Origin of the sequence: Rhizohabitans arisaemae, from assembly GCF_025996515.1 — a bacterium.
GTDB lineage: Bacteria > Actinomycetota > Actinomycetes > Streptosporangiales > Streptosporangiaceae > Rhizohabitans > Rhizohabitans arisaemae.
Map to the genome: position 1 here is coordinate 329,569 of NZ_BLRH01000034.1, position 14,861 is coordinate 344,429.

Here is a 14,861-nt window from a genome sequence, read left to right on the forward strand (position 1 = left end):
CAAATGGAAGATGATCACCTAGTTTGTGATCATCACCAGCGAGATGACGCTATCGGACCGCGCGGTTGTCAAGATCCTCCGAGTGGAGGAGATCAACATCCTTCTTCCGGTGGAGGACGGGGGATCGCCTCGGCGCGGCGACGGGAGGCAACATTGCGGAGAGCTGGACCTTTCCGGCCTCCCGGTCTTCGGCGGCCATGTCCGGAACATCCGCTCTGCCCGGAGGGTGACTTAGGTCACCCTAGTGAAGCCGGTGGCACAATGCCTGCGTGTGAGCTCCTCGTCATTGATCACCCTCACCCCGCTTCTACCGGCGATTCTGCTGCTGCTCGTCGCGATGGGCGCCGCCGTGGCCTGGCTGGGCCGGCTTGGCCACGGCACGGCCGTGCTGACCGCCTCCCTGCGGGCGGCCGTCCAGCTGGGGGCGGTCTCCGCGCTGATCGCCTGGGTGGTGGCGTACGGCACCGCTGTTGCGGGGTTCGTGCTGCTCATGTACGGCGTGGCGGCCTTCACCGCCGGTCGGCGCATCACCCGCGGTGCGGGCGTGTGGTGGGCGGCGGTGCCCATCGCGGCGGGCACCGTGCCGGTGCTGGCCGTCCTGGTGGCCGGCGGGGTGGTCTCCCTGGACGGGATCGTGGTGATCCCCGTCGCGGGCATCCTGCTGGGCGGCTGTATGACCGCGACCGCGCTGGCGGGACGGCGCGCCGTGGACGAGCTGGTCCAGCGCCGCGGCGAGGTGGAGGCGGCGCTGGCGCTGGGATTTCGACCCCGGGAGGCGGCGCTGGAGATCTGCCGCCCGGCGGCGAGCCAGGCGCTGGTGCCCGCACTGGACCAGACCAGAACCGTCGGGCTGGTCACCCTTCCCGGCGCCTTCGTGGGGATGCTGCTCGGGGGAGCGAGCCCGTTCGAAGCGGGCGTGGTGCAGCTCGTGGTGCTGGTGGCACTCCTGGCCGCCGAGGCGGTGGCGACCCTGGCCACGACCGAGCTGGTCGCCCGCGGCCTCTTCACCTGAGCAGACGACCGGATCCGGTACGGGCTCAGCCGGGCCCAGCTCCACCTCGGCGCCCGGGCCGCCGCAGGCCGTACCGGACGGGGGCTTGGGTTTCCCCGGATCCCGGGCCGGTGTCAGGCGGCTCGCCGTTTCACCGTCACCACGGCGATCCCGAGGATGGCCGGCGCGAACGCCGCGTAGTAAACCAGAGCCCACCACGGGTCGAGCGGGGAGGCCGACGGGGGAGGGGCGAGCGCGCCGAACGGCTGGAGCGCGAGCAGGCGGTGCAGGCGGTGATCCTGGCACACGAGGCCGGTCTGCTCTGACCCCGCCCGGCGCCTCACGCCACCGGCGCTTGGCCTCTGCGCCGCAGGGCCGCCGTGCGGCCGGTCTGGCACACGATTCAGAACGGGGGTACGTCGGCGGGCGTGCCGGTCCAGAGCTGCGCGGCGGACTTGGGTGCACGCCGTTGAAGCAGCGCCACGGCTTTCGGGCGCAGCCCGTACCTGATCCGCAAGATCCGTTCGGGCCGGGTCCCGGGCGGCGCCAAAAATCTCCGTACTTTGTACGGCGATCTGGGGAATCATCGCGCGGGTTCCGCCGTTGAACGGGGGCGATCGACGGGAAATGAGGGGCCGATGACGCGGGTGCCGCAGGAAACGGCGGAGGAACTGGTGCGGTACGCCGCGGTCTACGAGCCGGGAGACCCGCCCCGGACCGGACGGATCGCCTTCTTCGATCCCGCCGGAGGCGACCTCCCGGCCGGTATGGGGGAACCGGGGGAACTGACCGTGGCCGTGCCGCGGAACGGGTCGATCGAGACAGCCACGGTACCGGCGGTCCGCCTGAGTGTCGCCGACGCGGTGCCCCTGCTCACCCGGGCCCGGCGCGACGCCTCCGCTCACCCCGCATCCGCGTTCTGGGGCGCCGCCACCCTGGTCGCGCTGCAGCTGGTCGCCCGGGGACGGCTCCTGCCCGGGGTGTCGCCCGGCGGATACGACGCCTGGCGGCTCGGGCCGCTGGACCCCGCCGACGTCGAACGCGTCCGCGAACTGGCCGAGGCGATGCCCGCGGAAGCCCGGGCCGTCCCCCTGCCCGGCACCGCCCCGCCGGAGCTGCCCGGCGCCCGCGAGCTGATCCGCGGCTACCTGGACGCCGTCGCCGACGGCATGCCCCGTACGGCCGCCGCGGCCCGGGCGGCGGGCGGGCCGGTCTTCGCCGCGGTGAAACCGCAGCGGGTGCCGCCGTCCTGGACCTGGGCCCGGGAGATCAGCGAAAGCCTGGACTCCGGCGTGCGGATCTCGCTGCGCCTGGAAACCGACGGGGACGACCTCGCCGACGCCGCCTTCCAGGCCGTACTCCAGGTGCACAGCCTCGCCGACCCCTCGCTCGTCGCCGACGCCGACCGGCTCTGGGACGGCGCGGCCCCCGGATTCGGTCCGCGGGCCGTCGTCGAGGCCACGCTGGCCCTGCGCGGCGCCGCCCGGGTGTGGGCGCCGCTGGAGCGGCTGCTCGGCCAGGCGGTCCCCGGCGCGCTGGAGCTCGACGACGCCGAGGTACGGGAGCTGCTCGGCCCGGCCGCCGCCCGGCTGGACGCCGCCGGGGTCGAGCTGCACTGGCCGCGGGAACTGGTGCACCGGCTGACCGCGCGGGTCGCGGTCGGCGACCCCGACGACGCCTTCGCCGACCGGCCCTCCTTCTTCGGCGGCGACCACGCGCTCACCTTCGACTGGCAGCTCGCCCTCGGGGACGAACCGCTCACCCCGGCCGAGATGGACGCCCTCGCCGAGGCGCACCGCCCGCTGGTCCGCCTGCGCGACCGGTGGATGCTGCTCCCGCCCGACGTCGCCAGGAAGGCTCGGGAACGGGCGCTGAAACCGCTCGCCCCCGTGCAGGCGCTCGGCGCCGCGCTCACCGGATCGGCCGAGATCGACGGCGAACGGGTCGAGGTCGCCTCCAGCCCCTGGCTGCGGGCACTGCGCGAGCGGATCCGCGACCCCGACGGCGGGCGGGAACCGATCGCCGCGCCCGCCGGGCTCGCCGCCGCGCTCCGCGACTACCAGCTGCGCGGGCTGCGCTGGCTGGACCGGATGACCTCCCTCGGGCTCGGCGGCTGCCTCGCCGACGACATGGGACTCGGCAAGACGATCACCCTCATCGCCCTACACCTGCACCGTCAGGCCGGTCCGACCCTGGTCGTGTGCCCGGCCTCCCTGCTCGGCAACTGGGAGCGGGAGATCCACCGGTTCGCCCCGGGCGTCCCCGTACGACGGTTCCACGGATCCGGGCGCAGCCTGGACGGGGCCGAGGAGGGTTTCACCCTGACCACGTACGGCACGATGCGAATCGACGCGGCGACGCTCGCCGACCACGGGTGGGGGCTGCTCGTCGCCGACGAGGCCCAGCACGTGAAGAACCCGCTGTCGGGTACGGCCAAGGCGCTGCGGACCATCCCGGCCGCCGCGCGGATCGCGCTGACCGGGACCCCGGTGGAGAACAACCTGTCGGAGCTGTGGTCGATCCTGGACTGGACCACCCCCGGGCTGCTCGGCACCCTGGACGCGTTCAAGACCCGCTGGGCGGGGCCCGTGGAGGCCGGGCGGGACCCGGCCGCCGTCGAACGCCTGGCCCGCCTCATCGGGCCGTTCCTGCTGCGCCGCCGCAAATCCGACCCCGGCATCGCCCCCGAGCTGCCGCCCAAGACCGAGACCGACCGGCCGGTGTCGCTCACCCGGGAACAGGCCGTCCTGTACGAGGCGACCGTGCGCGAGACCATGGAGGGGATCAGGCTGGGCGGCGGGATGGCCCGGCGCGGTCTGATCATGAAGCTGCTGACCTCGCTCAAACAGATCTGCAACCACCCCGCGCAGTACCTGAAGGAGGACCGGCCGCGGCTCGCCGGGCGTTCGGGCAAGCTGGAGCTGCTCGACGAGCTGCTGGAGGTGATCCTCGCCGAGGACGGCGCGGTCCTGGTCTTCACCCAGTACGTGGCGATGGCCCGGCTCATCCAGCGGCACCTCGACGAGCGGGGGGTGTCCGCCCAGCTGCTGCACGGCGGCACGCCCGTACCCAAACGGGAGGAGATGGTCCGGCTGTTCCAGGACGGCCGGGAGCCGGTCTTCCTGCTGTCGCTGAAGGCCGCCGGGACCGGTCTCAACCTCACCCGGGCCGACCACGTGATCCACTTCGACCGGTGGTGGAACCCCGCGGTGGAGGAGCAGGCCACCGACCGCGCGTACCGGATCGGGCAGACCAAGCCCGTCCAGGTGCACCGGCTGATCGCCGAGGGAACCCTGGAGGACCGGATCGCGACGATGCTGGCGGCCAAGCGGGCCCTGTCGGACGCCGTGCTGGCCGGCGGGGAGGCCGCGCTCACCGAACTCTCCGACGCCGAACTGGCCGAGCTGGTCGAACTGAGGAGCGCCCCGTGACCGAGACCGCCCGCGGATTCCCCCCGTTCCCGCCCGGCCGGCGCCCGACCCGGCGCGCCGGATCCTGGTGGGGCACCGCCTGGATCAAGGCGCTGGAGGACACCTCCTTGGACCAGACCCTGCTGCATCAGGGCCGCCGGTACGCGACCACCGGCCACGTCGGGTCGATCACCGTCAGCCCGGGCCGGATCTCCGCTCCCGTGCACGACGCCCGGGCCGACACCCCGTACCACACGATCGTCCGCGTGGAGGTGCTCGGCGAGCAGGGGTGGCGGCGGTTCCTGGACCAGGTGGCGATGGAGGCCGGGCACATCGCGGCCCTGCTGGAGGGGGAGATGCCGCACCGCCTGGTGACGGCCGCCGCCGACGCGGGGGTGCAGCTGCTGCCCGGCATCGGCGACCTGGAACCCGAGTGCGAGTGCCCCGACTGGGGTCACCCGTGCAAGCACGCGGCCGCCCTGTGCTACCAGGCCGCCTGGCTCCTGGACGAGGACCCGTTCCTGCTCCTGCTCCTGCGCGGCCGGGGCGAGCGGGAGCTCCTGGACGCGCTGCACCGGCGGGACGCGCCCGTCACCCGCGGCGGGACACCCGCCCGCGACGCCTACGCCCTGGGCACCCCGCCGCTGCCGGACCCTCCCGAGCCGGTGTCGGCGCCGCCGCCCGAGCCGCCCCCCACCCCCGGGCTCGACCCCGGCATCCTGCGGGTGCTCGTCGCCGACGCCGCGCTGCGCGCCCGGGAGCTGCTCACCGGGGCCGCACCCTCCCACGACCTGGCCCTGTGGCCGGACACCGTCCGGCTGGCCGCCGTCCACGACGACCCGCCGCTCCGGGCGCGGCTCCGCGCCGCCGCCGGGGAGAAACTGGACCGGGCGGCGCAGGCGTGGCGGTTCGGCGGTGCGGCCGGGTTGAAAACCCTGGAAGCCGCCTGGAACCCCACCCGCGCCGACCTGACCCGGGCCGGTGCCGCCCTGGCCGCCGCCGCGGAGGAGTCCGGGGTCGCCGCGCCGCCGGTCCCCGACCGGAACCACTGGACCTTCACAGTCCGGGGAGCCCAGCTCCGCCTGGGCAGGGACGGCCTGTGGCACCCCTACACCCGGCGGGAGGACGGCGAGTGGTGGCCCGCAGGCCCCCCGAGCGCCGACCCCGCCGTCGCCCTCACCCACCTCCCGGACACCTCCCCCGGGTAGGCGCGCCGCACGGCCCGTGCCCGGTGGTACCCGTTTCACGCTTCGCCCTTCACGATCTACGTGCGACCGGCTAGGTTTCGCATGTATGTTCGATCCGAATGTGCGGCACCACGCCGCGTCTTTCCTCCTCGCCTTCCTGCCCGAAGGCGGGGGTCTCCACGCTGAGGAGATTCGATGCACGAAATGCTGTCACGCGCCATCACGCGCACCTCGGCCGTGGTCCGCGAGGTCCGCGACGACCAGCTCGGTCTGCCCACCCCCTGTGCCGACTACGATGTGCGCGCTCTGCTCGGCCACATGTCCCGGGCGGCGGCGACGTTCGACGCGCTGGCGCGCAAGGAGGAGGCGCCGGCCAAGGACTCCGACCACACCGCCTTCGAGAGCAGGGCCGCCGGGATGCTCGCCGCCTGGTCGAATCCGGAGGCGTTCGAGGGAAGCAGCCCCGACATGGGGTTGCCCATGACCGTCGTGTTCCACATGGGTCTGAGCGACGTGGTGATCCACGGCTGGGACCTGGCCAGGAGTATCGGGCAGGACTACGAGGTGGACGCCGAGACCGCGGAGACGATGGCCGCCTTCGCCGACCGGATGGCCCCCCAGGGGCGGCAGATGGGGATCTTCGGCGAGGAGGTCGCCGTGTCGGACGATGCTTCGGCGTTCGAGCGCGCCCTGGCGCTCAGCGGACGCGACCCGGCCTGGAAGCCCTGACGACGCACCGGACCCGGGCCGCGCTCGCCCCGGCGTGGCCCTCGGCACACCGGGCTCCTGCCGTAGCCGAACGTCCCCCGGGCCGGACCCTGGAGAGCGCGGGGTGAAGATCAGGGATTTCCCCGATACGGCGGAAAGCCGACGACCGGCTGATCCTGGCAGGGGGACGCGACTCCCGGGAGCACTTCCCGTACCGGCCGAATGTCGTCCTGGCCGAACTCCTGGACACCGAGGTGGTCGACTACCCCGGCCACCACGCCGGCTACCTCAATCGTCCGGCTGAGTTCGCCGCCCAGCTCTCCGCCGAACTCGACTGAGCCGCCCTTCGCCGTGTGACCACACGATCGGCGGGTACGGGCTGCGCCGGCCCGTACCCGCCGTGGCGTGTGAGGCCGGGTGCCGCCCACCCGCCCAAGGCCCCGGCCTGCCCCGTGCCGCCGGTTGAGCCGACGAGCGCGGAGCACCTCGGCTGTTTCCGATCGGTTCGGGGCGTAGGCTCGGCGGCATGGCGACGCGGCTTGTTCAGATTGCGATGAACGCGCGGGACGACTCCGCCCTCGGCCGGTTCTGGGCGGAGGCGCTCGGCTGGAGTGTTTCCAGTGAGGGGCCCGGCGTGACCAACCTCGAACCCGAGGGCTTCACCTATCCCGACCCCGTCGCCGTCTGCATCGACATCCTTGCCGTCCCGGAACCCAAGACGGTGAAGAACCGCGTGCACGTCGACCTCGCCACCACCTCCGCCGGGCATCAGGAGGAGATGGTCGCGCGCCTGAAGGATCTCGGTGCGACGCCCGCCGACGTGGGCCAGGGCGACGTCCCGTGGACGGTCCTGGCCGACCCGGAGGGCAACGAGTTCTGCGTGCTGGAGCCTCGGGAGGTCTACCGGGATACCGGGCCGATCGCCGCCGTCGTGGTCGACTGCGTCGATCCGCGGGCCATGGCCCGATTCTGGGGCGAGGCGACGGACTGGGCCCTGCGCGAGGTAACCGACGATCTTGCGGCGCTGCGCTCCGCCAAAGGCGTCGGCCCGTATCTGGAGTTCATCCGCACACCCGGCGCCAAGACCGTGAAGAACCGCGTCCATCTCGACGTCCGCCCGTACCCCGGCGACGACCAGGCGGCGGAGGTGGCCCGGCTGCGGACCCTCGGCGCCGTCGACGTCGACCTCGGCCAGGGCGACGTGCCGTGGACGGTCCTGGCCGACCCCGAGGGCAACGAGTTCTGCGTCCTCACCCCGCGCTGACGCGGAGCCGCTCGGGGAACGGCCGGGGTCAGCGGCGGCGTCTGATCCGGCTGACCGCCGCGGCCACCGGGGTCGCCGCGGTGGTGACGGCCGCGCCCAGCGGGGTGTCCGTGGCCAGGATCAGACGGACGGTTCTCATGGCCAGTGTCAGGATCTCGCCGCCGCGTACCCGCATGGCGGCCTCGAACCGGCTGACCGCCACGACGAGGGTGCTGGTGCCGTCCGCGACCTCGCGCAGGTGCTCAAGCAGGTCGGCGGCGTCGCAGATCGCGGCGCCGGCCCCCATCCCGGCGGTCGGCGGGGTGGCGTGGACGGCGTCTCCGAGGGCGGTGACGCGACCGGCGGGCCAGGGCGCGAGGTCCTGCGCCCGTGTCGAGGCGGCGTTGAACCGGTACGCGGCGACGCTGCCCGGATCGGCCTTGGCGATGACCTCGAGCGAGCGTTCGGCCCACCCCTGGCGGCGGAACCTGGCCAGCAGCGCGTCCCGCAGTCCGTCGCCGCGCAGCCCGCGCATCGAGTCGGTTTCGGCGGATTCGGGGAACATCGCGCCCCAGATGTAGGTGGGGCCGCCGGTGATCGCGGCACGCCGGTCGGGGAGATCGAGTACGGCGTTGCCGACGGGGTCGAGGAAGCCGATGTACAGGGATGCGCCCCGAGGGGCGATCGCCATTCCCGATCGTGGTCCGAGCCGCCGCCGTTCCGGCGGGCTCAGGTCCTCGGCCACCGTCCTGCCGGAGAAACCGATGATCCCCGCGGGTTTGCTGGTGGGGCCCCCGGCCAGGTGCCGGGCGACCAGCGAGTGTGTGCCGTCCGCGCCCACCAGCAGATCGCACTGCCGGGAGCTCCCGTCGGCCAGTACGACCTGCGGTGTGCCGTTCTCGGTGCGCCCGATGCCGGTAACGGTCCGGCCCAGACGCAGATCGTCGCCGACCGCGTCGGCCAGCAGCGTCCGCAACGTGATGCGGTCGATGTCCACGCTAGGGCTGCCGGCCAGGCTCGGCCCGTAGCCCAGGAGACGTCCGCGCCGGTCCCAGAGCGCGTCCGGGTCGCGGAACCGCAACGCCGAGGACGAGGCCAGCAGCCGTTCGACGGTCTCCGGCGGGACGAGCCGGCGCAGGGCCGCCTGGGCCCGCCCGTCGAGGGTGATGTGGTAACCCCCGGTTGCGGTGACGTCGGTGTCACGTTCGAAGACCGCCACGTCGAATCCGTGCCGGCGCAGCCCCGCGGCCAGCGCCAAGCCTCCGATCCCGCCCCCGGCGACGATGATGCGCATTCTGTGCACGCCGTCCTTTCGTTGGTTCGACAAGGTTTCGCCGGGGATGGTGCCACCAGTGCCGGACATCGAATGGCCACTATGTGCGCGATGATGGCCGTGTGGCCGACACCTCACGACGCGCGCTGCGGTTGCTGTCGCTGCTCATGACACCCCGATGCTGGTCGCTGGGCGAACTCGCCTCGCGGCTGGAGGTCGGCGAGCGCACCGTCCGCCGTGACATCGAGACCCTGCGCGCGCTGGACTACCCTGTCACCACCGTCCACGGCCCCGGCGGCGGGTACCGGCTGAGCTCCGGGCACACCCTGCCGCCGCTGTCGTTCGACGACGAGCAGGCGCTGGCGGTCGCGGTCGCCCTGCAGACCGCGCCCAGCACCGTCTTCGGGTTCGGCGAGGACGCCGGCCGCGCACTGGAAACCCTCACGCGCGTCATGCCCGCACGGCTCCGGGCGGCCATGGAGTCGCTGCGCCTGACCAGACTGCGGAACTACTGGGAGTTCCCCGCACCGCCCATCGCCGCCGAGACGCTCAAGGCCGCCGGGAGCGCGGTGCGCCACCGGCAGGTCCTCATCGCCGACACGCTCAGGGCCGACGGCACCCGCCCGGTCCCGGGCGACGACGACTTCTCGCCAGCCCGCCGGGTCGAACCCCACCATCTGGTGATCTGGGCCGGACGGTGGTACCTCGTCGGCTACGACCTCGGCGACGGCACCTGGCGGGTGCACCGGCTCGACCGCCTCCGCCTGCACCCGCCCACCGGCGTCCCCGTCCTTCCCCGGGACCTGCCCGGCGGGGACGTCGCGCTTTTCGTGATGACCAGCCACGACCGCGGGGACGTCCTCGACACGTGGGAGTGCACCGGAGGCGCGCGCCTGAACCTCTCGGCGGAGACGGTGGCACGCTGGGCGCCCGGCGGGTCGGTGGTCGAGCATCTCGGCCCCGATCACTGCCGCCTCACGATCGGAGCGTGGTCCTGGGCGGGCGTGGCGGGTATCCTCGCCACCTTCGACGCCGGCCTGGACCAGGTGGCGCCCCGCGAGCTGAGGGAGGCCTGCCTTCGTCTCTCGCGGAGGTGGCGCGCCGTGGCCACGGGCGACTGAAGTGCGTGTCGCGCGGTACCGGCGGCGGGGTCCCGGATCGTCCACTCACCTACCGCGGCAGGTGTTCATGCATCGCTGAACATCTATGTCAGCATATTGCATTCATAGCTTGGTCAACATGCAAGGAGGGATAAGTGTCCAACTGGATAGGCACGATTGATCCTGCATTGCAATTAATGTGACACTGAATACAATGGGCAGTTAAGATCACATTGCAATGGGCTTCGAGTGAATGCATACTGTGCGGCGAGGGTTCGGGCGCCGGGCCCGCGCATGCCGGCGGATGGGAGACGAGTACCGATGCCCGGAGACAGACTCACCGACGAGGACCGCCGGCGTATCGCCGCGGGGCTGACCGAGGGGCTCGGGTTCGCCGAGATCGGCCGGCGTCTCGGGCGGCCCGCCTCGACCGTCATGCGGGAGGTCACCCGCAACGGCGGCCCCGACGGCTACGGGGCGCAGCGGGCGCAGGAGGCCACCGAGCGGCGGGCGCGCCGGCGCAGGCAGGCCAAGTCTCCGGTGCCGCCGGTCGGCGACAGCAGCCACGGGCGCGACCCCCAGGCGGTCCAGGACCTCACGGAATCCTTCGCCACGCTCCTGGAGGAGCAGGGGATGACCCGGATGGCGGCCAGGGTGCTGGCCTGCCTGTACGTCACCGACTCCGGCACCCTGACCGCCGCCGACCTGGTCCAGCGGCTTCGCGTCAGCCCCGCGTCGATCTCGCAGAACGTCGCCTTCCTCGAACAGCAGGGATTGATCACGCGGGAACGGGTTCCCGGCGGGCGCCGCGAACGCTATGTCGTCGACGACGGGCTCTGGGTCCGGTCCACCCTTGCGGCCCTGCACATGAACGACACCCTGGCCGCCGCATCGCGGCGCGCGGCGGAGACCCTCGGGTCCGCGACCCCGGCCGGCGCCCGTTTCGGCGTCGCCGCCGAGTTCCTGCTCCTGGTGAGCGCGGCCCTCGGGCAGGTCATGGAGCAGTGGCAGCAGGGCCAGGCCGATCGGAACGCCGAGCACCAGTCATGATCTCGCGCTGCTCTCGGCAGGGGCTGGAGAACAGTGCGGTATGCCGGCGCTCCCAGGGTTTTAGGGTTTTTCGCGATATGAAGTGAAGCGAGGAAGGTTCGTCTGTCTGCGTACGTCCGAGAACCGAATCGCCCTACTCAAATTGGAGGTTCTCGACGAGAACTACGTCCAGGCGAACGTGAAGGTCTGGGCTGCCACCGACGACAGCGGGTGATCACACCGAACCGCTCGATCGACGTCGCCGGCGGGTGACCCGACCCCAAGATGTCAGTCCTGCTGAAAGCCGTACCCGGCGCATAGCGGCGGCGAAGGAAGCAGGCCAGCGTATGTGCTGAGAAGTCCGCACCACCTTCGAACGAGGGGCGCCGGTAAGCAGCGGGCACAGCACAGCGCTGGACGCGTGGAGACGCTTGCGGATCGGCCTTCGAGGAGGCTGCGTGCAGGAATTAGCGGTAGCGACCTGGGGCTTCTTCGCCTGTTAGTGATCCGTGACGTGATGTCCCGGACCTCCTACAGCTCCAACCAGCCGCCGGTCATGATCAGTGGGTACGGCGGCGGGGTGCGAGCACCTCAGTGACCTTGGCGATGGCTTCGGGGCCGGGTTTGACGTAGCGCATGGCGGTGCGGGGGTTCTTGTGTCGGGTCTTGCCCATGATGAGCTGCAGCGGGACTTCGGCGTCGCCGAGGTGGGTGGCGGCGCTGTGGCGCAGCTGGTGCAGATCGAGGCCGGCGTAGGTATCCAGCAGGACGCGGGCGCGGTCGTAGCCGAGCCGGGCGCGGCCGGTGTGCGGGCAGATGTCGCCATCGGCCGGGCGGCGGGCCGGAACAGGACGCCGTTCGGACAGGAACAACGGACCGTGCATGCGCGTGCTGCCATCCGGGAGCCGGAGCAGACGAGGCAGCAGGTGGGCGGTGCCTGCGTCCTAGTACACCCACTCCTTGGCTCCGCCTTTGGAGCGGATGGGGGCGCGGTGGCCGTCCAGGTCGAGGTCTTCGACATTGAGCGCGAGGATCTCGGTAGGGCCGGACGTGGGACCTGAGCGGTGCGGCTGCGTCATGCCCGATGTACGGCGTGCCGTCAGTGGCTGAGAGTGCTGAGGATGAGATTGGTCAGGGCGGCGACGGCGTCGTCGGTGGTGGCTCGGCCGCGGTTGATTTCGGCGGCGATGGCCTCTGCGGCGCCGAGGGTGCCGAAGCAGCGCAGCCGGAGGGCTTCGGCGGTGAGGCGGGAGTGGGGTCGCAGGGCGGTGGCCATCAGGTTCGTGTAGTGGTCGAGCAGGTCGTGCTGGGTTGCCTCCAGGGCTGGGCTTCCCTTGAGGGCGGCGGAGACGGCGGTGAGTTCCGGCATGTCGGTGGCGCACGTGAAGTATGCCTCGCTCATGACGCGGGCGATCTCGGGCGCGGTGGGATCGGCGTCCTGCAGGGCCTGGGCCAGCCTGGTCCGGTACTGGTCATCCAGGCGCAGGTAGAGGGCGAGCAGCAGGCCGTGGCGGGTGGCGAAGTGGTCGTAGACGATTGGTCGGCTGACCTGGGCGGCTTCGGCGAGGGTAGGCAGGGTGAGGTCGTCGGCGCCCCGGGTGCGCACGATCGAGGTGGCGGCGTCGAGCAGTTGCTCGCGTCTGGCCGCCTTGGACAGGCGGGTCGATGGGCTGGCCATGGTCCTCCCCTTGCGTGTGGGCTCCAGCTTAAGCTACAAAAGGTAGGCTACAAAATGTAGCTTAATGGGAAGGGGTCATACATGGGCAAGTCAGTGCTGATCATGGGTGGGTCGGGACAGGCGGGCAGGGGCACGGCCGTGCTCCTGCGGCGCTGGTATCCGGCGCTGCCGCTAACCATCGCCGCTCGCGATCTCGACCGTGCCCGGCGGGTCGCCGACGAACTGGGCAACGCCACGGCCCTCACCTTCGACCTGCGGCGTGGCGATCTCGGGCTCTCGGAGGGGCACGGCTATGCGGCGGTGGTCGCCGCCGTGCGTGATTCGCACCTCAACGGGTTGCGCTTCGCGCAGGATCGCGGCGTGCCGTACCTGAGCATCTCCAACGGTTTGGTGGACATCGCGCCGGAGGTCGTCGCGGGCGCCCAGCGGGCGGCGGCCGCACCGATCCTGGTGGCCAGCCACTACCTGGCCGGGCTCGTCGTGCTGGCCGCGATGGAGTCGGCCCGGGAGTTCAAGCGGGTCGACACGGCCCGGGTGACGGCGGTGCTGGACGAACACGATGGCGGCGGGCCTGCGGCCAACGCTGATCTAGAGCGGCTGATGGATGTCACCTCGGCGGGACTGGTGCGCCGTGACGGCGAGTTCATCTGGGTGGCCGGCGCCGATGCGCAGGTGGAGGTGCCCAGCGTGGACGGGGTCGTGCTGCCCGGCCAGACGATCGCCACCCTGGACGTGCCGAGTCTCGCGCTCGCGACGGGCGCGCCGAATGTCCGCTTCGATTTCGCGGTCGGGGAATCGGCCAGTAGGCGGCGCGGCGCGGCGCCTTCGACCGAGGTCCGCATCGAGTTGGAGGGAAGTGCGGCGGCGGGCGCGCCGCTCAGCAGGAGCCAATGGCTGGTGCATCCTGAAGGTCAGCGTCCGCTGACCGCGCTCGGTATCGCTCTGGGAGTTGAGCGACTGCTCGGCCTGCGCGGCCAACCGGTGGCGCCGGGCCTGTACACGCCCGAGGCGCTGGTCGACCCGGCCTACGCGGTCGAGCGCATGGCGGAGCTCGGCACGCTGCGGCTCTAGCCGGAGAACGGCAGAACGGGCTGTGGAGTTCGAGTGGTCAGGTTTCGCTCCGGCGAGCTTCCAGGAGGTCGGTGGCGGGAGGTTCACCCGGTAGGTCGGTTTGGGGTGTGCGGTGGAGGCCGTCGAGGGCCACGGCGATGATGCGGCGGCGCGCGCTCCGGGCGTCGGCCAGCAGTTCGTCCTGGTCGTCCTCATCGCCCCCGAAGCGTGCGGCAAGTGCATCGAAGGGTGGTCGACCGCCATGTCGCCATGGTCCGGGCGACTCAGCAGCTCGTGATCCTCACGAGCTGGCGTTGCGGGGGCCGGAGCGATCGAGGAGGGCGTTGATCATCTGTTGGAGCTAGGTGTGCCCGGTGTGACCGAGGGCCCGCCGAGGGCGTCGGAGAGCTTGTTGAAGGGGTCGTCCATCGGTAGGTCCTTCGGCTGATCGGCGAGTTCGTCGACGGTCCACAGACCGTCCTTGCGGACGTGCGCCCCTCGCGACCATCCGTGGTTGACCGCGACCGATCCGCCGCGGCTGACCTCCAGCATTGCTGCGTAGGTGGGATGGGAGGCGTTGCGGGTGAAGCGTCGCAAGATCGCCTCGGTGGACGCGGTACGGGTCCGGATCGCGGTGGCGTACCTGATCATCTGGTCGTCCCGCTGGGCGATGAGTTCTCAGCGGATCGGACGGGTCAGCGCCGGGGTCAGCTGCGGGTAGGCGTCCGGCTCGCCGGCCACCGGCCGGTACTGCTTCACCTTGTTCATCCGCTTGATACGCGGGCAGCAGGTCGAAGTTCAGCAGCCTCGTGATGCCGAACCCGATTTCCGACTGGTCATGCGAGTCCGTGTGGTTGGCCTCGACATCCATCGTGGTGCCGTGCCGCATCGCGCCCTCGATCATCGCGGTGACCTTGGAGGCGGTGCAGTTGATCAGCTGGGAATGGATGGCCGGCGACCCCAGGGGAACGCTCAGTGAACAGATTCTGGCCGTAGGCGCGCACGTGCGTGGAGTCGGAGGCGACCGCGGTCGAGCCCTGGCCCCACAGCTCGGCGCTGCGGCCGGCGAAGGTGGCGTTCGCGATCTGGACGGCGATGGCGCGGGCGGCCTCCGCCGACAGATACCGGCGCCGCACGTAGCGCGGTTTGTTCTCGGTGTGGCCGTGGGCGCCGACCGCCACGGCCTTGATCC

Annotated in this window: 16 protein-coding genes and 2 pseudogenes; 9 read left to right on the forward strand and 9 right to left on the reverse strand. The window is 71.9% G+C overall.

Going from position 1 to position 14,861, the window contains the following annotated elements; all coding sequences use genetic code 11:
* The first annotated feature begins 271 nt into the window (after positions 1-271).
* A complete protein-coding gene (locus RUR_RS16925) occupies positions 272-1,012 on the forward strand; it encodes an ABC transporter permease (RefSeq protein ID WP_283136030.1) in 741 nt (246 codons plus the stop codon).
* Positions 1,013-1,125: 113 nt separating this feature from the next.
* On the opposite strand, the gene RUR_RS16930 is transcribed toward RUR_RS16925, so the two are convergent.
* Together RUR_RS16930 and RUR_RS16935 are read right to left on the reverse strand one after the other, a co-directional pair.
* Entirely contained in the window at positions 1,126-1,299 is a 174-nt protein-coding gene (locus RUR_RS16930) for a hypothetical protein (protein ID WP_283136031.1), read from the reverse strand.
* A 95-nt stretch (positions 1,300-1,394) separates the two neighbouring features.
* The gene (locus RUR_RS16935; RefSeq protein ID WP_283136032.1) at positions 1,395-1,541 is read right to left on the reverse strand and encodes a hypothetical protein; all 147 of its coding nucleotides are present in this window, start codon (positions 1,539-1,541) and stop codon (positions 1,395-1,397) included.
* An 88-nt stretch (positions 1,542-1,629) separates the two neighbouring features.
* Here RUR_RS16935 and RUR_RS16940 point away from each other — a divergent pair, with 88 nt between their 5' ends.
* From RUR_RS16940 to RUR_RS16955, 4 genes are all read left to right on the forward strand, one after another.
* Positions 1,630-4,422, forward strand: a complete 2,793-nt coding sequence (locus RUR_RS16940; protein ID WP_283136033.1) for a DEAD/DEAH box helicase — start codon at positions 1,630-1,632, stop codon at positions 4,420-4,422.
* Complete coding sequence (locus RUR_RS16945) at positions 4,419-5,609, forward strand: SWIM zinc finger family protein (RefSeq protein WP_283136034.1); 1,191 nt, start codon at positions 4,419-4,421, stop codon at positions 5,607-5,609. The genes RUR_RS16940 and RUR_RS16945 overlap by 4 nt, the downstream gene beginning before the upstream one ends.
* A 174-nt stretch (positions 5,610-5,783) precedes the next feature.
* Positions 5,784-6,317 carry a TIGR03086 family metal-binding protein gene (locus tag RUR_RS16950; RefSeq protein ID WP_283136035.1) on the forward strand — a complete coding sequence of 178 codons (534 nt, stop codon included), beginning with the start codon at positions 5,784-5,786 and terminating at the stop codon, positions 6,315-6,317.
* 505 nt (positions 6,318-6,822) lie between these two features.
* Positions 6,823-7,560, forward strand: a complete 738-nt coding sequence (locus RUR_RS16955; RefSeq protein ID WP_283136036.1) for a VOC family protein — start codon at positions 6,823-6,825, stop codon at positions 7,558-7,560.
* Positions 7,561-7,588: 28 nt separating this feature from the next.
* On the opposite strand, the gene RUR_RS16960 is transcribed toward RUR_RS16955, so the two are convergent.
* The gene (locus RUR_RS16960) at positions 7,589-8,833 is read right to left on the reverse strand and encodes an FAD-dependent oxidoreductase (protein WP_283136037.1); all 1,245 of its coding nucleotides are present in this window, start codon (positions 8,831-8,833) and stop codon (positions 7,589-7,591) included.
* A gap of 101 nt (positions 8,834-8,934) precedes the next feature.
* On the opposite strand from RUR_RS16960, the gene RUR_RS16965 reads away from it, so the two are divergent.
* Entirely contained in the window at positions 8,935-9,933 is a 999-nt protein-coding gene (locus RUR_RS16965; RefSeq protein WP_283136038.1) for a helix-turn-helix transcriptional regulator, read from the forward strand.
* 300 nt (positions 9,934-10,233) lie between these two features.
* Positions 10,234-10,962 carry a GbsR/MarR family transcriptional regulator gene (locus tag RUR_RS16970; protein ID WP_283136039.1) on the forward strand — a complete coding sequence of 243 codons (729 nt, stop codon included), beginning with the start codon at positions 10,234-10,236 and terminating at the stop codon, positions 10,960-10,962.
* 539 nt (positions 10,963-11,501) lie between these two features.
* Here RUR_RS16970 and RUR_RS16975 read toward each other — a convergent pair.
* Genes RUR_RS16975 through RUR_RS16985 form a run of 3 tightly spaced genes read right to left on the reverse strand, consistent with a single transcriptional unit; the run spans position 11,502 to position 12,619 of the window.
* Complete coding sequence (locus RUR_RS16975; protein WP_283136040.1) at positions 11,502-11,825, reverse strand: tyrosine-type recombinase/integrase; 324 nt, start codon at positions 11,823-11,825, stop codon at positions 11,502-11,504.
* Between the two features lie 60 nt (positions 11,826-11,885).
* Positions 11,886-12,020 (reverse strand): hypothetical protein, encoded by a 135-nt coding sequence (locus tag RUR_RS16980; protein ID WP_283136041.1) that lies wholly within the window; start codon positions 12,018-12,020, stop codon positions 11,886-11,888.
* A 20-nt stretch (positions 12,021-12,040) separates the two neighbouring features.
* Positions 12,041-12,619: a TetR/AcrR family transcriptional regulator gene (locus RUR_RS16985; protein ID WP_283136042.1), complete on the reverse strand. Its 579-nt coding sequence runs from the start codon at positions 12,617-12,619 to the stop codon at positions 12,041-12,043.
* An 81-nt stretch (positions 12,620-12,700) separates the two neighbouring features.
* On the opposite strand from RUR_RS16985, the gene RUR_RS16990 reads away from it, so the two are divergent.
* Together RUR_RS16990 and RUR_RS16995 are read left to right on the forward strand one after the other, a co-directional pair.
* On the forward strand, positions 12,701-13,690 hold the full coding sequence (locus RUR_RS16990) for a hypothetical protein (protein WP_283136043.1): 990 nt from the start codon (positions 12,701-12,703) through the stop codon (positions 13,688-13,690).
* Between the two features lie 112 nt (positions 13,691-13,802).
* Positions 13,803-13,967 (forward strand): hypothetical protein, encoded by a 165-nt coding sequence (locus RUR_RS16995; protein ID WP_283136044.1) that lies wholly within the window; start codon positions 13,803-13,805, stop codon positions 13,965-13,967.
* Between the two features lie 50 nt (positions 13,968-14,017).
* On the opposite strand, the gene RUR_RS17000 is transcribed toward RUR_RS16995, so the two are convergent.
* The 3 genes and pseudogenes from RUR_RS17000 to RUR_RS17010 all read right to left on the reverse strand — a co-directional run.
* Positions 14,018-14,320, reverse strand: coding sequence for a Tn3 family transposase (locus tag RUR_RS17000; RefSeq protein WP_283136045.1), 303 nt, complete (start codon positions 14,318-14,320; stop codon positions 14,018-14,020).
* Between the two features lie 181 nt (positions 14,321-14,501).
* A pseudogene (locus RUR_RS17005) lies at positions 14,502-14,573 on the reverse strand (hypothetical protein); the annotation flags it as partial.
* A 118-nt stretch (positions 14,574-14,691) separates the two neighbouring features.
* Positions 14,692-14,850: pseudogene (locus RUR_RS17010) on the reverse strand (hypothetical protein); the annotation flags it as partial.
* Positions 14,851-14,861 lie beyond the last annotated feature (11 nt).